Here is a 20,785-nt window from a genome sequence, read left to right as displayed (position 1 = left end):
TTCAGAAGTCAGATGTCAGCTTGTTTGGCGATAAAAAGATCGGACGTGGATCTTAGTCGTACAAAGCTGATGGCTGAAGGCCCCTTGGGCCGTGTCTGAAAGGCCTGGAGGGCCGGTCTGACGTCTTTCTTACGTAAACTCCTTCACAATCTTGATATATTCCTGGGCGTGGAAGGGGAGATAGCCATTCTTCCGGTAGGCGGCTACAAAGGTGACGGTGGTGTTGGGGCTGCCTACGGAAAACAGGGCCAGCTGGCTCCGGTCCGGAATGTACTTCAGATGGGTTTCGGTAATGAAGGTGAATCCATAGCCCCGGGCCGCCAGCTCCGCTTCCGCCTGGATGTTCTTGGTTTCCAGGATGATCCGGGGTTCCAGATGCTGCTGCCGGAACAGACGGTCCACCACCTGACGGGTCCGCTGGCTGGAGTTCTGGACGATGAATCCCTGGTCCTTCAGGAGCCGGAGATCCATATGGGGATACCGGCAGTCCTTCTTCTTCCGGCCGTACCGGGTGAATTCGCTGTCTTTGGTCATCACCAGCACCACTTCTTCCCGGCTGATCACCGTGGTGGCCAGTCCCGGTTCCGGATCCAGATAGTTGAAGAATGCCAGATCGATGTCTCCATCCAGGAGCAGCCGGACCAGGTGTTCTGAATTGGCTTCGTGGACATCGATCCGCACATTGGGATACCGCTCATGGAAAATGGGCAGGGTGATGGGCAGCATATAGGTGCCCCGCATGGTGGGGAAACCGATCTTCAGATAGCCTTCGTTGTTTTTGATGATATCTCCCATCTCCTGGTCCAGGGCCCGTTTGGCCTCTAGGATTTCCCGAGCCCGCTGGAGGTACCGTTCACCGGCGTAAGTGGGCTGGTACTTGTTTCCCAGGCGCTGGAACAGGGGCTGGTGCAGTTCTGTTTCCAGGGCTTTCAGGAATTTGGACAGAGTGGGCTGGGTAAGATGGAGGGCTTCTGCGGCTTTGGTGATATTCTGATGCCGGGCAATGGCCAATACATAATTCAGTTCTTTGAAGTCCATAGCATCCTCCTTGGTTTTTTCTTCGATTATATCCCAAACCATTCCTAAAAACCATAGTAAATATAAAAACAATGAATTGCTTTTATTACACTGAAAAAATGAAAATTTCCTTCTTTTCTTGGAAGAGATGGAAAAGAACCGTAAAAAAGTGACAAAAGGGCTGTTTCCCAAAAAGAAACTGTTCAGAAATCTTCCTCAAAGAAGTATATCTTGCTCCATATCATGAATGAAATTCATAATAAACTATAAAAAGATGAATTTAACCCATTCTGAAAATTCTGCTACCATAGAGTCAACAAAAGAACGGTGCTCAGGAAGTCAGGGAGGTACAGAATATGGAGAAAGTATATAAACTGCCAGTGACACTGCTGCGGGGAGGGACCAGCAAAGGGGTCTACCTGCTGGAAAAAGATCTTCCGGCCAACCGGAAACAGTGGGATGCTCTGCTGCTTCGGCTCATGGGAAGTCCGGACAAAAAGCAGATCGACGGATTGGGAGGCAGCCAGTCGGTGACCAGCAAGGTGGCCATCCTCCGGAAATCGGACCGGCCTGACGCGGATGTAGATTACACGTTTGCCCAAGTTTCCGTGGACAAGGCTGTGGTCAGCTATGGAGGGAACTGCGGCAACATTTCTTCCGGGGTAGGGCCCTTTGCCATTGAAAAGAAATTGGTGCCGGCTCTGGAAGGCACCACCCTGGTGCGGATCTACAATACCAACACCGGCAAGGTGATCCAGGAAGAAGTTCCCACCCGTGACGGACAGGTCCAGTATGACGGAGATTTCCGGATCGCGGGAGTGCCTGGGACAGCAGCTCCTTTGAAACTGAAGTTCGTAGAACCGGCTGGGACTTTGGGGAAGGGCCTGCTGCCCACTGGGAATCCGGTGGATGTGCTGGAAGTACCAGGAAAAGGAAGCCTGGAAGTGTCCCTGGTGGACGCGGCCAACCCTCTGGTATTCGTCCGGGCTTCCGATCTGGGCCTTGCCGGGACGGAACTGCCCGATGCCATCAACGGGAATCCGGAACTGCTCCGGCTGCTGGAAACCATCCGGGGGCTGGCGGCGGTGAAACTGGGACTCTGTGAAAAATCGGAAGAAGCAGCCTGGGTGACACCGGGCCTGCCCAAGATGACCCTGGTGGCACCGTCGGCAGATTACACCACTTCTGCTGGGGAAACCGTCCGGAAGGATCAAGTGGATCTGACGGCTCGTATGATGTCCATGCAGAAGGCCCACCCCAGCTATGCCATGACAGGAGCTATGTGCACCGCAGCAGCTGCAGCGGTCCCCGGCACTCTGGTCCAACGGGTATTCCGTCCGGATGGAGACCTGAAGAACATCCGGATCGGCCATCCCGGAGGCATCCTGCCCTGCGGCGTAGACTGGAAGGAAAATGGACCCGTGCCGGAAATCGTGGATACCTTCGGCTACCGGACGGCCAACCTGTTGTTGGAAGGCTTGGCTCGGGTACGAGTCTGATTCAGAAAAAGGAGAATGGTTATGGATTTTAGTGTCATTTCCCTGCTGGTATTGGCCCTGGTGGTCGCCGTAGGGTTCATCAAAAAAATCAACATCGGATTTTTCTCTGTAGGGGCTGCCTTTCTGCTGGGCATGGCGGGAGGGGTCCCTGTAAAGACCATCGTGGGCGGGTTTTCCAGTTCCATGTTCGTGACCTTGGTGGGTGTTACCTTTCTATTCGGGATGGCTTCCGCCAACGGCACCCTGGACCTGTTTTCCAAAAAAGTGGTGGCCCTGGTGGGGAAACGGACCTATCTGATCCCCATCCTGATGTTTGTACTCAGTGCGTTCATTTCAGCCATCGGTCCCGGACACATTGCCGCTGGGATCCTGATGACCACCTTCGCCGTGTACCTGGCCTTTGAGCTGAAAATCAACCCCATGGCCACAGCCCTCTATGCCAAACTAGGGGCCAACGCCGGCTGTGCGTCCCCTCTGTCCCTGACCGGGATCCTGGCCCGGAACCTTTCGGAACCCTATGGCATCGACGGCTTCGGCCTCCATCTGTTCCTGACCACCCTGCTGTCCGGCTTTGTGTTCACGGTGGTTGTCTATCTGCTGTACAAAGGGTACAAGGTGAACGGGGACAATCCCCTGAAACTGTCGGATATCCCTGCCTTCAACCGGGAACAAAAAATCACCATGGCAGCCATCGCCGTGATGGTCATCTTCTGCATCGGCTTCAAGATGGATACGGGGCTTTTCGCTTTCGTAGCGGCTGCCGTGCTGATCCTCCTGAAATGCGCTGACGAAAAACAAGCCATCCGGCAGATCCCTTGGGGCACCTTGATGCTGATTTGCGGGGTGGGGATGCTGGTCAGCGTGATCACCAAACTGGGGGGCATCAAACTGGTATCTGATTTCCTGGCTTCTTTCATGACCGCATCCACGGCTGTGCCCATCATGGCTGCTACTTCCGGGATCCTGTCCTGGGTCAGCTCCACCACTGGCGTGGTGATGCCGGCCCTGTATCCCATTGCTCATCAGATTACCGGGAATTTTGGAGGCAGCGTCGGCTATGTGGAACTGATTTCCGCCATCACCGCCACTTCCTTTGCAGCGGCCATCAGCCCGCTTTCTACCGGTGGAGCCATCATCATGTCCTCTTACTCGGCGGCCAAAGAAACCACCATCTATGAAATGAACACCATGTTCCGGACCCTTTTCCTGCTCAGCGTGGCCAATGTGGGGGTCAATGTGCTCATGGCGGCTCTCCACGTATTCAATCTGGGCGGACTGTTCCAGTAATTTTTCAATGAGGTGAATGAAATGATCCAATTGTTTAAAAAAGGTGCTTATCTGCTGAACGGCCGGGATCTGATCCCGGAAGAAAACAAGGCCTTGGCGGAACAGAAATTGGGCCGGAAACTGGATAAGGAAGATGGCCGGAAGGGGACCATTGCTTGGAGCATCCTCCAGGCCCACAATGTGAGCGGGTCCCCGAACCATCTGAAGATCCGCTATGATGCCCTGACTTCCCATGATTTGACCTATGTAGGGATCATCCAGACTGCCCGGGCTTCCGGCATGGACCATTTCCCCATGCCCTATGTGCTCACCTGCTGCCACAATTCCCTGTGTGCCGTAGGAGGGACCATCAATGAGGACGACCATCTCTTCGGCCTCACCGCCGCCCAGAAATACGGGGGCATCTTCGTACCGCCCCATGTGGCCGTGATCCACCAGTACATGCGGGAAATGCACGCCGGCTGCGGGAAGATGATCCTGGGCTCCGACTCCCATACCCGGTACGGGGCTCTGGGGACCCTGGCCGTAGGCGAAGGGGGCGGGGAACTGGACAAACAGATTCTGGGAGATACCTGGGATACGGAATACCCGGAAGTGGTGGCTGTATACCTGACCGGACGGCCCCAGCCCTGGGTAGGGCCCCAGGATATTGCCCTGGCCCTGTGCCGGGCGGTGTTCAAGAACGGCTATGTGAAGAACAAAGTCATGGAATTCGTGGGTCCTGGGGTCTCCACTATGTCCACGGACTATCGGAATGCAGTGGATGTGATGACCACGGAAACCACCTGCCTGTCTTCCATTTGGCGGACCGATGAGGATACCCAGGCTTTCCTGAAGGAACACGGCCGGGAAGCCGATTACCGGGAACTGAACCCGGGAGAAGCGGCCTATTATGATGGCTGCATCCAGGTAGACCTGTCCCAGGTGAAGCCCATGATTGCCCTGCCTTTCCATCCTTCCAACGCCTACACCATCGACGAACTGAACGCCAACCTGGAAGACATCCTCCGAGAAACGGAAAAGAAAGCGGAAGAAGTGTCCCAGGGACGGGCTCCCTATACCCTCACTGACAAGATCCGGGATGGGAAGCTCCAGGTCCAGCAGGGAGTCATCGGAGGCTGTTCCGGAGGAAATTACTCCAATGTAGTGGAAGCGGCCAATCTCCTGCGGGGGAAAGCCATCGGCTCCGGAGAATTTGCCCTGAATGTGTATCCTTCCTCCCTGCCAGTGTATATGGATCTGATGAAAAAAGGCGTGCTGGGAGATCTGATGACCGCCGGCGCAGTGGTGAAGACCGCTTTCTGCGGACCCTGCTTCGGGGCAGGGGATACCCCTAACAACAACGGTCTTTCCATCCGGCACAATACCCGGAATTTCCCCAACCGGGAAGGGTCTAAACCGGGGCAGGGGCAGATGTCCGCTGTGGCGCTCATGGATGCCCGGAGCATTGCGGCCACGGCTGCCAACAATGGACGGCTGACTTCTGCCGAGGAATATGGCGAGGTCTTCGGCAAGGTACCTGCGTACCATTTCGACGACAGTGCCTACAAAGCACGGGTCTACAACGGATTCGGCAAACCGGAACCGGAACAGAAGCTGTTCTACGGCCCCAATATCAAGGACTGGCCGGAAATGCCGGAACTGGGTGAAAATGTGCTGCTCCAGGTGTGCTCCAAGATCCTGGACCCGGTGACCACCACTGACGAATTGATCCCTTCCGGGGAGACCTCTTCTTACCGATCCAATCCTCTGGGGCTGGCAGAATTCACTCTCTCCCGCCGGGATCCGGAATATGTGGGCCGGACCAAGGCAGTGAAGGAACTGGAACTGGCTCGGGAAGCAGGTAGGGAGCTGCCGGAATTGGAAAAGGTCTTTGCTCAGATGCAGGGTCTGCCGGGAGAGGCCTCTCTGGCCAATACGGAAATCGGCTCTCTGGTCTATGCAACCCGTCCGGGGGATGGTTCTGCCCGGGAACAGGCGGCCAGCTGCCAGCGGGTCATCGGGGGCCTTGCCAACATCACCCAGGATTACGCCACCAAGCGGTACCGGAGCAATGTGATCAACTGGGGGATGCTGCCCTTCCATCTGAAGGGAGAACCTACAGGATTTGGCGTAGGAGACTGGATCTATGTGCCGGGGATCCGGGAAGCCCTGGAAGGGGATCTGGACCAGATCCGGGCCTGGGTACTGAAGGAACAGGGCCCTGTGGAACTGGCTCTCTATATCAAACCCCTGACCCAGGAAGAAAAAGAAATCATCAAGGCCGGCTGCTTGATCAATTACAATCGGAAGAAATGAAATAAAAGACGTCAGATCGGCCCTTGCGGGCCTTTCAGAAGTCAGATGTCAGCTTGTTTGGCGATAAAAAGATTGGACGTGGATCTTAGTCGTACTAAGCTGATGGCTGAAGGCCTCTTGGGCCGTGTCTGAAAGGCCCGGAGGGCCGGTCTGACGTCATACTGAGAAAAAAACGGCTGCCTGTCAGGCTGCCGTTTTTTTTCTCATCCCCGCCCACACAAAGAGGAGCAGGGCTATGCAAAAGGACACCAAGGCAGTGACCTGGGCGCTTTTGAGTCCCCACAGCATGGGCTCCACATAGTCTCCCCGGAGAAATTCCAGGAAGAAGCGGAGCAGGCTGTAAAGCATTACATACAGACAGCAGGGCTGACCTTTTTTTGGCCGGGTAGTCTGGAACAGCAGCAGCAGGGCAAAAAGGATCACGTCGATCTGTCCTTCCCAGACTTCTGCCGGCCAAAGGGGTACCGCCCCGTAGGTGTTCCGGGCCAGGGTGCCAGCCGGGTACAGGATGCCGAAATCACCTCCCGTAGGGGCCCCGAAGGCATCTCCGTTCAGCAGATTGGCCATCCGGCCGATGCTCTGGCCGATGAAAAGAGAGGGGCAGATCACGTCCAGCATATCGATCCAGTCCACCTTGTGCCGCCAGCAGTAGACGGCTCCTCCCAGGACGCCTCCCAGGATGCCTCCCTGGATGGCCATGCCTCCCTGCCATACGTAGGGGATTTCCAGCAGATGATCACTGTAGTATCCCCAGTCAAAGAAGAACACATCCCAGAGCCGGGCGCCGATGAGCCCGCAGAAGCCGCCGTAGATACCGATGTCCGGCAAGTACTTTTCCCAGCCCCGGCCGTCCCGCCAGGCCAGGAAATAAGCCGTGGCCGTGGCCATGAAAATGGCGGTGCAGAGCATGAGGCCGTACATGCGGATGGGAAAATTTCCAATGAAAAAAAGATACTGATGCACGATGGTTCCTTTCTGTCTATAAAATCTTCACCAGGTGGAATTTCACGTAATCTGCTGCCACCAGCCGGTAGCGGGTGCCATCCTGGACGCCTTGGAACAGGTTCAGGAAATGGGCAGCGTCCCCGTGGACATGGCCGTAGATACACTGTTCTACCTGATATTCCCGGCACAGTTCCGTAAAGCCTGTGACTTCATCTGGTTTGTACAAAGGCGGGTAGTGGAGGGCGGCGATGAGATGCTTGGCTCCGGCTTCCCGGGCTTCTGCCAGGCTCCGTTCCAGGCGCTGGCATTCCCGCTGGTAGATCAGCCGGTCATGGTCTCCGAAACCGGGCATGCTGGGCAGATTCCAGCCCCGGGTTCCGCATAGGGCCACATCTCCTTTCAAATAAAAAGTGTTGTGGAGAAAATGGACCTTGGGGGGGAGAGCCTGCTGCATCTTGGTGAGGGAAGACCACCAATAGTCATGGTTCCCTTTGAGGATCACCAGATCTCCCGGCAGGGCGGCCAGGACACCTAGGTCCTTTTCCACCGCATCCGGCAGGTCCATGGACCAGGAGGTATCTCCCACCAGGAGGACGGTATCCCCCTCTTTGACGGTTCCTTTCCAATATTGGATGACTTTTTCCCGGTGGCCCAGCCACTGGGGTCCAAACACTTCCATGGGTTTGGTGGGCGGTTCTCCGGAAAAATGCAAATCTCCCATGGCATAGATCGCCATAGTTCCCACTCCTTCCTGCGTTGACTTTATGAGACGCGAAATATATAATGAATCTATTGCACATGATAAAAACCACTGTAATACTCATATGTTACTGAATCCAGGGAACTTATGCAAGGTGTTTCAGAGGGGTTTTCTTTTTAGGAGGTATGTTCATGTTTAAGGAAAAGTACGAACCACATGAGATCGAGGCTCGGTGGCAAAAGTATTGGGAAGAGAACCAGACTTATAAGGTCAGCAATGAGGATCCTCGGCCCAAATCCTATGTATTGGAAATGTTCCCGTATCCCTCCGGCAACCTGCACATGGGCCATGTACGGAACTATTCCATCGGTGATGTAGTGGCTCGGTTCCGGACCATGCGGGGCTTCAATGTGCTCCATCCCATGGGCTTCGACTCTTTCGGCATGCCTGCGGAAAATGCCGCCATCAAACACCATATCCCCCCTGCGAAATGGACCATGGAGAACATCGCCAACATGACCCGGCAGCTGAAGGAACTGGGGCTGTCCTATGACTGGGACCGGAAGGTAATCACCTGCAAAGAAGATTACTACAAATGGACCCAATGGTTCTTCGAGCTGATGTACAAACGGGGCCTGGCGGTGAAGAAGGAAGCTTCCGTCAACTGGTGCGACACCTGCGGCACGGTGCTGGCCAACGAACAGGTGGAAGACGGCAAATGCTGGCGCTGCCACCAGCCGGTGGAAAAAAAGCAGCTGAGCCAGTGGTTCTTCAAGATCACCGACTATGCGGAGCAGCTGCTGGATGACCTGGAAAAACTGCCGGGCTGGCCGGAACGGGTCAAGACCATGCAGAAGAACTGGATCGGCCGCAGCGAAGGCCTGGAATTCGGCTTCGAGGTCCCCAGCCTCCACAAGAAACTGAACGTGTATACCACCCGTCCGGACACCATCTATGGGGTCACTTTCGTGGTCATCCCGCCGGAACATCCCATGGTGGAAGAACTGTTGAAGGACAATCCCCGGAAGGCGGAATTGGAAGCCTTCTGCGACAAAGTGAAGAATACCTCCGATATTGAACGGACTTCCAGCGAATCGGAAAAGCTGGGCATGTACACCGGGGTGGACTGCATCCATCCACTGACTGGGGAAAAGGTCCAGATCTGGATCACCAACTATGTACTGGTGGATTACGGCACCGGCGCCGTCATGGGCGTACCTACCGGGGATCATCGTGACTGGCTGTTTGCTACCAAATACGGCATCAAGAAGATCCTGACCCTGCAGCCCAAGGACAAGGAACTGAAGCTGGAAGAAATGACCGATGCCTATGAGGAAAAGGACGGAGTCCTGGTGAATGCCGGTCCCTTCACGGGCATGGAAATGCACAAGGCCATGAAGGCCATCATCGATTATATGGAAGAAAAGGGCCTGGGGAAACGGCGGATCAACTACCGTCTCCGGGATTGGCTGATCAGCCGGCAGCGGTATTGGGGCTGCCCCATCCCGGTGGTCTACTGCCCGCACTGCGGGGAAGTGCTGGTGCCGGAAAAGGATCTGCCGGTGAAGCTGCCCCTGGATGTGAAATTCGATGCTGGGGCCAAGTCTCCTCTGGCCACCAGTGAACAGTTCGTCAACTGCACTTGCCCCAAATGCGGCGGCCCGGCCAAACGGGAACTGGACACCATGGATACCTTCCTGTGCTCTTCCTGGTACTACATGCGCTATGCGGATCCCCACAATGACAAGGCTCCCTTCAGCAAAGAGGCTGTGAATCATTGGATGCCGGTGGATCAGTACATCGGGGGCATCGAACATGCTATCCTGCACCTGCTGTACTCCCGGTTCTTCATGAAGGTGCTCCACGACGCCGGCCTGGTGGAAGCGGATGAACCCTTCACCAACCTGCTGACCCAGGGCATGGTGATCAAAGATGGGGCCAAGATGTCCAAATCCCTGGGGAATGTGGTCTCTCCGGAAGAAATCGTCGGGAAGTTCGGGGCCGATACCGCCCGCCTCTTCATCATGTTCGCCGCTCCTGTGGAACGGGAACTGGAATGGAGTGACCAGGGTGTGGAAGGGTCCTTCCGGTTCCTGAACAGGGTATGGCGGATCGTGTACTACTTCAAGGATGTACTGGCCCAGAAGGTCACTTCCTATGATACGGCCAACCTGAACGAAGCAGACGAAGAACTGCGCCACATCCTCCATGTGAGCATCAAGAAGGTCACCGAGGACATCGACAAGCGGTTCAATTTCAACACCGCCATTTCCACCCTGATGGAACTGGTGAATGCCCTGTATGCGTACCGGGAAAAGGCGGAACCGGTGAACGCCGGGCTGGTGTACGAAGCCATTTCCAAACTGCTGCTGATGCTGGCTCCTTTCACTCCTCACATCACCGAGGAACTGTGGCATGACGCCATGGGCAGCGAGACCAGCATCCATAAGGAAACCTGGCCCACCTACGATCCGGAAGCCATCAAGGTGGAAGAGGTGGAAGTATTGATCCAGGTAAATGGGAAGCCCAAGGCTCGGATCATGACTGCTCCGGAAATCAGCAAAGAGGACCTGGGGAACCTGGCCCTGGAACAGGTCGAAGTAAAGGCCGCCATCGGGGATAAAAAAGTGATGAAAGTCATCGCCGTTCCCGGCCGGCTGGTGAATATCGTAGCGAAGTAAGACAAAGGGGGTTGTTGCATACGCAACAGCCCCCTTTACTGCATCTTTTTCCACTTACTGCCGCTCTTTTTCCACCTAGGAAGGAGTTCCTCTTCGGATGTCGAAAGGCATCCTTATGATCATTGCAAAAGGAGGGATTCTCGATGGATCCATGGGAAAAGAAGAAATGGCTGGTGGTCCTGGCCCTTGTCTTTGTCTGTGTGGGAGGCAGTATCTGGCAGGAAAGAAAGGCTCTGCCGGAGGGGCCAGAACCCCAAGCTGTGGTGCAGCAGGAAAAGGCAACCAAAGAAAAGCCTCCCCGGATCACCATCTACATCAGCGGGGCGGTCCAGGAACCGGGGCTCTACCAGGTGCCGCCCGGCATCCGCTTCCAGGAGGCACTGGCAGAAGCGGGGGGTGTGACGGAAGAAGCGGACCTGACTCGAGTCAACCTGGCCAGGAAGTGCAAGGATGGCTGCCAGATCAATGTGCCTTTCCTAAAGAAAAAAGCCCAAAAGGCTGGGACAGCTCCCAGCAGCCGGGAAGCTGTCCCCTCTGCCGGGGCAGGGAATGGTCCAGGCCAGGGCGCAGCCCGGAGGATCAATCTGAACCAGGCGGGGGTCGAAGAACTGACGGAACTGCCTGGCATCGGTCCGGCTCTAGCCCGGCGGATCGTGGAATATCGGAAGACGCAGCCTTTCCGGAAGGCGGAAGACCTCCAGCAGGTTTCCGGCATCGGGCCAGCCAAATTCCAGAAGCTCCGGGAATGGGTGGAGGTGTGACATGAATCTGGTCCTTCAAGGAAGTCTGGGGTACGCTGCCGGGACTTGGGCCGGTTTGACCCTTGCCAGTCCTTGGCAGTACTGGAGTTTGGGCCTTCTGGGCTTTTTCCTTCTGGCAGCAGGGGCTTGGGACCGCCGGAAAGGAAAGGCCCTCCTCCAGCTGGCCTTCCTAGGCTGTTTGTTCTGCGCCGGAGGGCTGCAGGCTGGGCTGCGGGTCCCTGCTGCCCGACGGATGGCTCCCCTCCAGGGACGGACTGTCGCTATGACCGGCCGGGTGGTTCCCGGTTCCGTTGTCCGTACCCGGCAGGGAGGGATGGCTTTCTTGCTAGACGAAGAACGGGGCCGGGTCCGGGTGTTCCTGCAAAAAGCCTCTTTCCCCCTGCAGGTGGGCAGGGTCCAGGTGACCGGATCATTCCTGCCTCCAGAAGGTTTCTACAATCCAGGCTGCCAGCGTCCGGAAGAACGGGCTGCCATCCAAGGGGAAGGGGGAAAACTCCAAAGTGACGGGAATCATTTCCAGATCCTCACGGCTGTGCCTTCCTGGCAGGATCGGATCTGGCTGTGGGGAGAAGCGTTCCGGAGACCACTGCGGCAGTCCATGGTTCCGGAAGAAAGTGCCTTGTTGGAGGGCATGCTGCTGGGGGGCAGCGGCCAGATTTCCCCTGAAGTCCTGCGGCTGTTCCAACGCTGCGGCCTCAGCCATCTCCTTTCCGTATCTGGGAGCCATGTGGCTTTGCTGCTGGGCCTTTTGACCGGCACAGCTTCTTTTCTCCGGATCCCCCGAAAAGCGGCTCTGCCCTTTTTGGGGCTGATCCTGGCCGGATACGGGGTCCTGTGCGGCCTGCGGGCCTCTGTTTGCCGGGCCGTCATCCTGGGCCTGGGCACTTTATGGGGAAAGACCGGCCGACGCAGGGCAGAAAGCACGGCTTTCCTGGGTCTGGCCGGGATCCTGCTGCTGTCCTGGCATCCTTGGTGGATCTTGGATCCGGGGTTCCAGCTGTCTTTTTCCGCAGCCCTGGGGCTGATGACACTGCGGCAGCCAGCAGCAGAAGGCTTGGAGCATTTCCTTCCCGGCCTCCTGGCACGGGGACTGGCCGTCCCCATCAGTGCCCAGCTGCTCAGCCTGCCTTTTCTGGTACACCATTTCCATATGCTTTCTTTGGTTTCCCTGCTGGCCAACCTGCTCCTGGTCCCCCTGCTGTCTTTTTGCCTGACCGGCAGTACAGTCGGAGCGCTCCTAGGGATGGCCGGCCTGGATTTCCTGTCAAGGCCTGTGCTGGCAGGGGTCTCCTGTCTCTTGCGGTTTGCCCTTTGGGCCGGGAAATGGATCGCCCAGCTGCCTGGGACCCAACTGGTCACCGGATCGCCCAGCCCTTGGCTTTGGCCTTTGTATCTCCTGCTGGTCATAGGTCTCCTGGGAAAAGGCTGGTTCCTGCCCCGACGGGAAAGACTCCGCCGCTGGACCCTGGCTGCTGCCGGTACGGCTCTTTGCCTGGAAATGCTGCTTCCCCGCTTCCGGCAGCAGCCTTTTACGGCCTATTTCCTGGATGTGGGGCAGGGGGACTGCGCCGTCCTGGTCACACCGGAGCGGGAGATCATCTTGGTGGATACGGGGGGATTGAATGGGAAATTCGATCCGGGGGAACGGATCTTGGTCCCCTTCCTCCGCTATTTGGGAGCTGAAAAAGTGGATTTGGTCCTTTTAAGCCATGGACACCAGGATCACGCCGGAGGACTGGCCGGATTGGTACGGTGGTTACCTGTGAATGAACTGATGATTACACAGGAAAAAGGCAGTAAATACGTGAAAAATGTATTATACGATAGAAAATTGCGAGAAAACGTTAAAATTGTATATAAAATACAAACAAACCAGAAAATACGGCGAAAAAAGAGTATACTAGAAATCGTGGAAGCACCTAAAACACAGAACGAGGGAGGTGAGGAGAACGAAAACTCTGCCATCGTCCGAGTGAGCTGCCAAGGCCGCAGCATCCTGTTTACCGGAGATGCTCCGGCAGGAACCGAACTGGCCGCGGCCCAAAAGCCCATCCGGAGCGATGTGCTCAAAGTAGCCCACCATGGTTCAAAGACTTCTTCAGAAGCTGAATTCCTGACTGCAGCGGCTCCCCGTTTGGCAGTGATTTCCGCCGGCAGAAGGAACCGGTTCGGCCATCCCCACCCGGAAACCCTGGACAGATTGGAACAATTCGGGATCCCCTTGGCACGGACGGATCAGGAAGGTGCCATCAAAGTGATTTTTGACGAATGGGGTCCAGTATGGTATAGTTATCGCTGGCAACAAGATTGTTTCTAGGAGTGAATCAGATGTGAATACAACAGCAGATGTGTTTCTGGAAAATCTGCGGAAAAATCCAGCGTGTCCCCACGTTGTCATCGCCTGGGGAGAGGAGGAGTATTTCAAGAAAGCCATCGGGAAGGCCTTCCGGGAAAAAGCGTTCGCTTCCGGGGAGGAACCCACCGAATGGATCTTTCAACGGGACTTTGAGCTTGAAGCACTGAGAGAAGCCATCAACAGCGTCCCTTTTTTCGGCGGCCAGAACTGGGTGGTCCTGGAAGACCCCAAGATTTTGGCTGAGAAAGAAAAAACGGGAAGCCGCAGGGCAGGTGTGAAGGGTAAAAAGAAGGGTTCCACTTCCGTCGATGAGCTGATCCAGCTGTTGACGGATGTGCCGGATTATGCCTTTGTTTATTATATATGCGGAAAACTTGACAAAAGACAAGCTTTCTATAAAACCATGAGCAAACAGGCCCCGGTGGTAGAATGTTCCCCTCTTCGCCCCTATCAGCTGCAGCCCTGGCTTCGGACCCAGGCGGATTCCTATGGCGCCCGGTTCACACCGGAGGCCATCAACCTGATCCAGGAATACGTGTCGGCTGCCGACCCGGTCCCCTTGTTGTTTTTGCAGCAGGAAATCGGAAAAATCGCCCTGTATGCAGGGAAACGAAAACTGTGGCAGGCAGACGATGTGACGCAGATGTTTTCCCAGCTGCCGGAAATTTCCGGCTTTGCCCTGGGCAATGCGGTGGAAGAAAAGAAACTGGACAAAGTCCTGACTCTTTTACAGGAAGAAAAAAAGAAAAACGGCAGTGAAGGCCTATCGGTCCTGATCCTGCGTCTTTTTGCTTCCCTCCGGCGCCTGCTCCAGGTAAAGGAAATGATGGGGAAAGGTGCTCAGCAAGAGGCAGTCGCGTCTGCTCTGAAAATGCATCCTTATGGGGTGAAACTGGCCATGCAGCACAGCCATCTTTTTTCTGTTGAATCCTTACAAACATGCATGGTCCGGCTTGCCAGGCTGGCTGCGGAATCCCGTCAGGGAGGACGTACCTGGGCGCGGCTCGAGGAAGTGTTGATCGCTCTGATCAGTCAAAGATAAAGAAGGAGGAAAAGCATAAAGATGCTTGCATTGAATTCATATCAAACCCTTGCGGTGGGGATTTTACTGTACTATCTGGGGAAGCTGCTGAAAAAGAACATCCGGTTCCTCCAGACGTACTGTATCCCTAACCCGGTCATCGGAGGCGTGCTCTTCGCCCTGCTCAACTTGGCTCTGTTTGAATCCGGAGTTGGAGCCATCAAGCTGGATACGGTCCAGCAGAGCTTTTTCATGAATATGTTCTTTACCAGCGTAGGGTTCAGCGCCAGCTATGTACTGCTGAAAAAGGGGGGCCGGGACGTCCTGGTCCTGACTGTTGTCTGTGCTGTCCTGATCACTTTCCAGGATATCCTGGGGGTGGCCTTGGCCAAGATCACCGGCCTCCATCCCCTTCTGGGACTGTGTGCCGGGTCCATCCCTCTGGTGGGCGGGCACGGTACTTCCGGGGCTTTTGGGCCCATGCTGGAAAAAATGGGAGCGGAGCGGGCGACCACGGTGGCCATTGCCATGGCTACTTTCGGCCTGATCTCTGGATCCCTGATGGGCGGTCCGGTGGCTCACCGGCTGCTGGAGAAATATCATCTCCACAGCACCCAGGAAGATGAGGATGAATCTTTGGAAAAAGCCCGGAGCATGGAAAAGAATGCCCCTCTGGTCATGACGGCTGAAAAATTCATGCTGGCCTATGGGGAAATCTTGGTGGCCATGGGGCTGGGGACCCTGGTGAGCAAGTTCTTCACCAGTGTGGGGCTGACTTTCCCCGGTTACATCGGATCCATGCTGGTGGCCGCGGTGATCCGGAATATCTCCGATCATTCCCACGGGAGCCTGCTGGTCCCCATGCAGGAACTGGGGACGGTGGGGGATGTGAGCCTGAACATCTTCCTGTCCCTGGCCATGATGAGCCTGCGGATCTGGGAACTGTTCGATATCGCCGGTCCTCTTTTCATCATTGCCGTGGCCCAGACCATTTTCATGGCACTCTATACCACTTTTGTGGTATTCAATGCCATGGGTAAGGATTATGATGCAGCTGTGGAAGTCTCGGCGGTGTGCGGCTTCGGGATGGGAGCTACCCCCAATGCCATGGCCAACATGAGTGCCATCACGTCCAATTACGGTCCGGCCCCCCGGGCATTCTTCGCGGTGCCTTTGGTGGGAGCCATGTTCATCGACTTCTGCAATTCTGGGATCTTGATGGTGTTCATCAATTTGATCAATCGATAAAAAAAGAAGGGGTTGCTGCACGTTGCGTGCAGCAACCCCTTCTTCATTTTTTTCTCCTTGCTCTGACCAGACCCCAGAGAGGAATCAGATACAGGTAGCAGGCCAGGAATACGGAACTCTTGGGAGAACCGGTGGAGTCCAGGACCACAGCACAGGCGATGGACCAGGGGACCAGAGGAGAGAGGACCACCGTGGTATCTTCCAGGGCTAGGGCCAGTTTTTCTGGAGAAAGGCGGAATGCCCGACAGAGCTGATGGGTCAGGATGATGGAGAAGGACTGGTTGCAGGCGATGAGGGAGGTAAAGAGAGCGGCCAGGGTAATGGCCGGTGCTTCGCCCCAGTGGCGTGCCAGTTCCAGGAACTTTTCTTTCAGGCCGTCCAGGAGTCCTGTACCGTCAAAGATCCCTGCGTAGGACGCAGAAAGACAGACAATGGCTCCTACCCGCAGCATGGAGACCATGCCGCCGCCGTTGATCATGGGGCCCAATTCCGGCAGGGGGGAGCGATAGCCCCAAATCATGGTCTCCAGCATTTCTCCAGGGGACATGCTCTGGATCAGGAGGGTAAGCAGGGCGGCCAGGCAGATGCTGATGACCATGTTGTACCGGATAGGGATCCGCAAGAAGCTGCAGAGCAGGATGGAAAACGCCGGCAGGAGCAGCCAGGAAGAGAAAGTATAGAGCGTGGCCAGGGACTGGAGCCCGTCTTCTGCCGGCAGCGTCCCGGAGGCGGAGCGGAAGCCCAGGAGAAGATAGACGGCACAGGTACATAGAAAGGGGACGAGGGACGAACGGGCCATGTTGCGGATGTTCCGGTAGATATCCGTGTTCGTCAAGACGCTGATCAGCATGGCACTGGTGGAAACCGGGCTCATCCGGTCTCCGAAATAAACTCCGGAAAGGATGGCACCGCCGGTATACAGGGGCGGGATCCCCAGGTTCAGGCCGATTTTCATGGTGATCACGCCCATGGTGGCCGCCGTGGCGAAGGAAGAACCCAGCAGGAAGGAAATCAGGCAGTTGGACAGGAATGCCAGCAGCAGGAAATAGGCCGGATGGATGAAATGGGCAGAGAGGACCACCAGATAAGGGATGGTCCCGGAAGAACGCCAGACTCCGGTAAGCATGCCGATCAGCAGGAAGACCAGAAAGATGGTCCGGACCCCTTGGACGCCTTTCCAGGCCATGGCAAGGACTTGGGGAAGGGGAATGCCTTGGCAGAGGGCATAGCCGGAAAACAGCAGGAAACCCAGGAAAAGAGCTCCCAGGAGAGGGCCCTGGAAGAGGATAAAGAGAAACAGAATCAGGCAGAATGCCAGCAGTACACGGTTTTCCATAAGGTGATCCTTTCCGCAGGAGAATGACAGCTTTGATTTTCTATATTTGCAGCGAAGAAAAGCATCCTACAAGTCCCGGCGCAGCTTCTGTTCTTCTTCCAGATCCAGATTGGGCTGGGTGAAGCCCCGACCGAACACGTTGTTGGCGTCCTGGATGGTCACGAAGGCCACAGGATCCACTTCTTTGATGATCTTTTCCAGGTGGGCCAGTTGGGTGAGCTTCACCACCACCAGGATGATCCGCAGCGGCTGCAGGGTGTAGCCTCCTTCCCCATGGAGCACCGTGATGCCCCGGTTCACTTCATCCATGATCCGCTGGCCGATCTCATCGGCATGGGTGGAGACGATGATGACCTGTTTCTTGTAATCGAAGCCCACCATGAACACGTTGGTGGCTTTGAAGGTGATGAAGAACAGCACCATACTGTAGAGCACTGGCGTCAGCCCCAGGAATACCACGGCGGCCATCATGACCACCGTATCAAACAGGAAATTGGTGGTGCTTACGGCAATATTGTAGTATTTCTTGGTGAGGAAACCCAGGATATCCACCCCTCCTGTGGAGGCTTCGGACCGGTAGACCAGGGCACCGCCCAGTCCGCTGAGGGTCCCACCGGCGATGCAGCACAGGAGCTTATCCGGGACAGTCACATACGCCTGGACGAAAGCGGTGCCGTCCAGGGCCAGGGAAAACAGCACAGTCCCGATGACGCTGTCGATGAAGAACTGGCGGCTCATGTATTTCCAGGCAATATAAAAAAGCGGGATGTTGAAGATCAGGCTGGTGATGCCAGGGGGCCAGCCAGTCAGATAGTAAAGGATCATGGAGACACCGGATATCCCGCCGGACAGGAAACGGTGCTGGATGAAGAAGCAGTTGATGGACAGGGCCATGATGAGACAGCCCAGAGCCGTCATAAAATAGCGGATGATCAGTTTTTTCACAGACGGGACCTCCTCCCACCGATGGAATATGCCTCTATTGTATCATTTTTCGGCAAAGGAAGGCAGAAAATTATAAATAAAGAACGTTCGTGAAAAAAATTTGAAAAAATGTTCATAAAAACACTTGTGAACTATTGCGGGCAGGACCATTTCACGATACAATAAGTGGATACAGGATACATATGCGGAACCGTTGATCGAGGGGCTTTGCTTTGGCAGCAGAGAAGCAGGATAAAAGCGGTCGGACAGAGGGAGTGAAAAATGAAGGAAACAGCCTATGGAAAAATCAATCTGGGACTCAGCGTCCTGGGCAAGCGCTCGGATGGCTACCACCAGGTGGATATGATCATGCAGTCCATTTCTCTGGCAGACAGCATCACCTTTGTACCAGCGGAAACTTTCGGGGTGGAGACGGACAATCCCCAGCTGCCCTGCGACGGCAGCAATCTAATGGTGAAGGCGGCCCGGGCTTTTGCAGAGCGGACCGGTCAGCCGGTCCCGTACCGCCTGATCTGCATCAAACGGATCTTCCTGGCGGCGGGGCTGGCAGGCGGCAGTACGGATGCAGCGGCGGTCCTCCGAGGCCTTAATGCCTTGAGCGGCTGTCCCCTGGAGCAGGAGGAGCTGGAAACATTGGGAGCAGCCTTGGGCAGCGATATCCCTTTCTGTATACGGGGAGGGACCCAGCGGGCCAGAGGGCGGGGTGAAGAGATGACCGTCCTGCCGCCGGCTCCCCGGCTGGATCTGGTCCTGGTGAAACCCCGGGACCTGGGGGTTTCTACGGCCTGGGTCTACGGCGAAATCGACCGGGTGGACCGGCGGGAGACTGCCGATATCGACCGAGTGGAACGGGCCATCCGCCAGGGAAGCCGGGAAGCCCTTTTGGAGAGCATGGCCAATGACTTGGAACAGGTCACCCTTGCCCGGTATCCACGGCTCCAGGCTCTTGCCGGAGAACTTTCCCGGCTGGGCGCAGAAAAAGTCATGATGAGCGGAAGCGGCCCCACGCTGTTCGGCATCTTCCCGGATCGGGAAAGAGCAGCCGGGGCTGGAGCGGAGCTGCAGGAAAATCATCTGGATATACAAATCGAATTGGCACACACGGTGCAGGAGGAGTAAAAGTATCATGGTGCAGCATTTGAACAAGATTCCTTTGGACAGTTACAGACCTTTGCGGGATGTGGTGGTGGACAATATCCGACAGGCCATCGTCAGCGGCCAGTTCCCGGCCGGGATGCGGCTGATGGAACTGCAGCTGGCGGAAGAAATGGGCGTAAGCCGGACCCCCGTCCGGGAAGCCATCCGGAAAATGGAGCTGGAAGGGCTGGTGGTCATGATCCCCCGCCGGGGCGCTTATGTGGCGGATATTTCCATCCAAGACATCAACGAAGTCTACCAGATCCGGACGGCTCTGGATGTGCTGGCGGCTGGACTGGCTGCAGAACGGATCAGTGATGAAGAAGTCAAAGAGATGCAGGTCCTGTTGGACGCGGACATCCCTCTGATCGATGCCCGGAATTACCCGAAGATCATCGAAAACGATACCGCTTTCCATGATGTAATCTACCGGGCCAGCCGGAACCGGCGGTGCATGAACATCATCAGCAATCTGCGGGAACAGATCACGGCCATCCGGGGACGCTCCATGCCCTATCCCGGACGTCTGGTGGACATGATCAAAGAACACCAGAACATCATCGATGCCCTGGCAGAGCGGAATGTGGAAAAAGCCCAGAGAGCGGTGCGGATCCACATGGAAAATGCAGAACGGACCTTGCTGAAGGTCATTGAGACCAAGGAAGAACAGTCTGCGAAAGACAAGAAAGAAGGGAAAGCATAATGGCAAGAATCAAACGCTTGGAACGCATTGTAGCACTTACGAAGGAACTGAACGACCACCCTTTCCAATTATTCCCATTTTCTTATTTCTGTGAAAAATTCACGGTGGCCAAATCCACCCTCAGTGAAGATGTCCAGACGGTACGCAACGGGCTGGCCGCCTATGACCTGGGAATCATCGAGACCGTTGCGGGAGCCAGCGGTGGAGTGCGCTTCATTCCCTACCATTCCCCGGAATCTGACAACGAATTCCTCTGGACCCTGGCCAAGAAACTGAATGACCCCTCCCGGCTGCTGCCCGGGGGCATGATCTACATGAACGATCTGCTGTTCAGCCCCCAGATTTCGGCCCGTCTGGGGGAAATCATCATGCAGCGGACCCTGGAACTGCGGCCGGATTACATCATGACCGTGGAAGCCAAAGGGATTTCCTTGGCCCTTTCCACGGCACGGGCTTTCAACATCCCCATGGTCATGGCCCGGAAGGAAGCTCGGATTACGGAAGGGCCGGCCGTTTCCATCAGCTATGTGAGCGGATCCAGCAAGAAGATCCAGACCATGTCCCTGCCTCGGAAGGCACTGCCGGCCAAAGCACGGGTGCTGGTGGTAGATGACTTCATGCGGGCCGGCGGTACGGCCCGGGGGATGCAGGAACTGGCGGAAGAAGTGGGCGCTGAAGTGGTGGGGACCTATCTCTTCATTGCCAGCCGGATGCCGGAAAAGAAGATCGTGACGGATTATGCCTCCCTGATGACCCTGCGGGGCGTGGACGATGCCACCAAGGCCATCGATATCGTACCGGAACTGTTATAAGGGAAAAAACAGCACAGGGCAAATGCCCAATAAAGGAGA

The 20,785-nt window shown here is 55.9% G+C and carries 16 protein-coding genes; 11 read left to right on the top strand and 5 right to left on the bottom strand.

The window, feature by feature from the left end:
- Positions 1–129: 129 nt before the first annotated feature.
- On the bottom strand, positions 130–1,038 hold the full coding sequence (locus BQ2657_RS12065; protein WP_075580841.1) for a LysR family transcriptional regulator: 909 nt from the start codon (positions 1,036–1,038) through the stop codon (positions 130–132).
- 335 nt (positions 1,039–1,373) lie between these two features.
- Between BQ2657_RS12065 and BQ2657_RS12060 the strand changes: the two genes are divergently transcribed.
- The 3 genes from BQ2657_RS12060 to BQ2657_RS12050 are packed head-to-tail and all read left to right on the top strand — an operon-like array spanning position 1,374 to position 6,101.
- Entirely contained in the window at positions 1,374–2,516 is a 1,143-nt protein-coding gene (locus tag BQ2657_RS12060) for a 2-methylaconitate cis-trans isomerase PrpF family protein (RefSeq protein WP_075580840.1), read from the top strand.
- A 21-nt stretch (positions 2,517–2,537) separates the two neighbouring features.
- Positions 2,538–3,803 (top strand): SLC13 family permease, encoded by a 1,266-nt coding sequence (locus BQ2657_RS12055; protein ID WP_075580839.1) that lies wholly within the window; start codon positions 2,538–2,540, stop codon positions 3,801–3,803.
- A gap of 21 nt (positions 3,804–3,824) precedes the next feature.
- Entirely contained in the window at positions 3,825–6,101 is a 2,277-nt protein-coding gene (locus BQ2657_RS12050; RefSeq protein ID WP_075580838.1) for a hydratase, read from the top strand.
- Positions 6,102–6,284: 183 nt separating this feature from the next.
- Here the strand turns inward: BQ2657_RS12050 and lgt are convergent, their stop codons facing one another.
- Together lgt and BQ2657_RS12040 are read right to left on the bottom strand one after the other, a co-directional pair.
- Positions 6,285–7,064 (bottom strand): prolipoprotein diacylglyceryl transferase, encoded by a 780-nt coding sequence (lgt, locus tag BQ2657_RS12045; RefSeq protein ID WP_075580837.1) that lies wholly within the window; start codon positions 7,062–7,064, stop codon positions 6,285–6,287.
- Positions 7,065–7,080: 16 nt separating this feature from the next.
- Positions 7,081–7,782: a metallophosphoesterase gene (locus BQ2657_RS12040; protein WP_075580836.1), complete on the bottom strand. Its 702-nt coding sequence runs from the start codon at positions 7,780–7,782 to the stop codon at positions 7,081–7,083.
- Between the two features lie 155 nt (positions 7,783–7,937).
- On the opposite strand from BQ2657_RS12040, the gene leuS reads away from it, so the two are divergent.
- The 5 genes from leuS to gltS all read left to right on the top strand — a co-directional run bounded on the left by leuS (position 7,938) and on the right by gltS (position 15,813).
- Positions 7,938–10,427: a leucine--tRNA ligase gene (gene leuS, locus BQ2657_RS12035; RefSeq protein WP_075580835.1), complete on the top strand. Its 2,490-nt coding sequence runs from the start codon at positions 7,938–7,940 to the stop codon at positions 10,425–10,427.
- Between the two features lie 143 nt (positions 10,428–10,570).
- Positions 10,571–11,188: a ComEA family DNA-binding protein gene (locus tag BQ2657_RS12030; RefSeq protein ID WP_075580834.1), complete on the top strand. Its 618-nt coding sequence runs from the start codon at positions 10,571–10,573 to the stop codon at positions 11,186–11,188.
- 1 nt (position 11,189) lies between these two features.
- A complete protein-coding gene (locus BQ2657_RS12025; protein ID WP_075580833.1) occupies positions 11,190–13,505 on the top strand; it encodes a DNA internalization-related competence protein ComEC/Rec2 in 2,316 nt (771 codons plus the stop codon).
- Positions 13,506–13,518: 13 nt separating this feature from the next.
- Positions 13,519–14,586 carry a DNA polymerase III subunit delta gene (gene holA / locus BQ2657_RS12020; RefSeq protein ID WP_075580832.1) on the top strand — a complete coding sequence of 356 codons (1,068 nt, stop codon included), beginning with the start codon at positions 13,519–13,521 and terminating at the stop codon, positions 14,584–14,586.
- A gap of 21 nt (positions 14,587–14,607) precedes the next feature.
- Entirely contained in the window at positions 14,608–15,813 is a 1,206-nt protein-coding gene (gene gltS / locus BQ2657_RS12015; RefSeq protein WP_075580831.1) for a sodium/glutamate symporter, read from the top strand.
- Positions 15,814–15,856: 43 nt separating this feature from the next.
- Here gltS and BQ2657_RS12010 read toward each other — a convergent pair whose 3' ends face one another.
- Positions 15,857–17,149, bottom strand: coding sequence for a Na+/H+ antiporter NhaC family protein (locus tag BQ2657_RS12010; RefSeq protein ID WP_075580830.1), 1,293 nt, complete (start codon positions 17,147–17,149; stop codon positions 15,857–15,859).
- Positions 17,150–17,215: 66 nt separating this feature from the next.
- Positions 17,216–18,094, bottom strand: coding sequence for a YitT family protein (locus BQ2657_RS12005; RefSeq protein ID WP_075580829.1), 879 nt, complete (start codon positions 18,092–18,094; stop codon positions 17,216–17,218).
- Between the two features lie 261 nt (positions 18,095–18,355).
- Here BQ2657_RS12005 and ispE point away from each other — a divergent pair, with 261 nt between their 5' ends.
- From ispE to purR, 3 genes are read left to right on the top strand one after another with little or no spacing between them, the layout of a single operon-like run.
- On the top strand, positions 18,356–19,213 hold the full coding sequence (ispE, locus tag BQ2657_RS12000) for a 4-(cytidine 5'-diphospho)-2-C-methyl-D-erythritol kinase (protein WP_075580828.1): 858 nt from the start codon (positions 18,356–18,358) through the stop codon (positions 19,211–19,213).
- A gap of 7 nt (positions 19,214–19,220) precedes the next feature.
- The gene (locus BQ2657_RS11995; RefSeq protein WP_075580827.1) at positions 19,221–19,934 is read left to right on the top strand and encodes a GntR family transcriptional regulator; all 714 of its coding nucleotides are present in this window, start codon (positions 19,221–19,223) and stop codon (positions 19,932–19,934) included.
- Positions 19,934–20,746 carry a pur operon repressor gene (gene purR, locus BQ2657_RS11990; RefSeq protein ID WP_075580826.1) on the top strand — a complete coding sequence of 271 codons (813 nt, stop codon included), beginning with the start codon at positions 19,934–19,936 and terminating at the stop codon, positions 20,744–20,746. Before BQ2657_RS11995 ends, purR begins: the two co-directional genes overlap by 1 nt.
- Positions 20,747–20,785: the final 39 nt, after the last annotated feature.

It is taken from the genome of Acidaminococcus massiliensis, from assembly GCF_900095825.1.
Classification (GTDB): Bacteria; Bacillota; Negativicutes; order Acidaminococcales; family Acidaminococcaceae; genus Acidaminococcus; species Acidaminococcus massiliensis.
This window is presented reverse-complemented; position numbering and strand designations above follow the sequence as displayed.

What these genes read in the sequence shown, in the direction of transcription:
- BQ2657_RS12050 (WP_075580838.1), top strand. Translation starts at nt 3,825, where the DNA reads ATGATCCAATTGTTTAAAAAAGGTGCTTATCTGCTGAACGGCCGGGAT.
- BQ2657_RS12060 (WP_075580840.1), top strand. Translation starts at nt 1,374, where the DNA reads ATGGAGAAAGTATATAAACTGCCAGTGACACTGCTGCGGGGAGGGACC.
- gltS (WP_075580831.1), top strand. Translation starts at nt 14,608, where the DNA reads ATGCTTGCATTGAATTCATATCAAACCCTTGCGGTGGGGATTTTACTG.
- purR (WP_075580826.1), top strand. Translation starts at nt 19,934, where the DNA reads ATGGCAAGAATCAAACGCTTGGAACGCATTGTAGCACTTACGAAGGAA.
- BQ2657_RS12030 (WP_075580834.1), top strand. Translation starts at nt 10,571, where the DNA reads ATGGATCCATGGGAAAAGAAGAAATGGCTGGTGGTCCTGGCCCTTGTC.
- BQ2657_RS12055 (WP_075580839.1), top strand. Translation starts at nt 2,538, where the DNA reads ATGGATTTTAGTGTCATTTCCCTGCTGGTATTGGCCCTGGTGGTCGCC.
- ispE (WP_075580828.1), top strand. Translation starts at nt 18,356, where the DNA reads ATGAAGGAAACAGCCTATGGAAAAATCAATCTGGGACTCAGCGTCCTG.
- BQ2657_RS12065 (WP_075580841.1), bottom strand. Translation starts at nt 1,038, where the DNA reads ATGGACTTCAAAGAACTGAATTATGTATTGGCCATTGCCCGGCATCAG.
- BQ2657_RS12010 (WP_075580830.1), bottom strand. Translation starts at nt 17,149, where the DNA reads ATGGAAAACCGTGTACTGCTGGCATTCTGCCTGATTCTGTTTCTCTTT.
- BQ2657_RS12025 (WP_075580833.1), top strand. Translation starts at nt 11,190, where the DNA reads ATGAATCTGGTCCTTCAAGGAAGTCTGGGGTACGCTGCCGGGACTTGG.
- BQ2657_RS12040 (WP_075580836.1), bottom strand. Translation starts at nt 7,782, where the DNA reads ATGGCGATCTATGCCATGGGAGATTTGCATTTTTCCGGAGAACCGCCC.
- leuS (WP_075580835.1), top strand. Translation starts at nt 7,938, where the DNA reads ATGTTTAAGGAAAAGTACGAACCACATGAGATCGAGGCTCGGTGGCAA.
- BQ2657_RS11995 (WP_075580827.1), top strand. Translation starts at nt 19,221, where the DNA reads ATGGTGCAGCATTTGAACAAGATTCCTTTGGACAGTTACAGACCTTTG.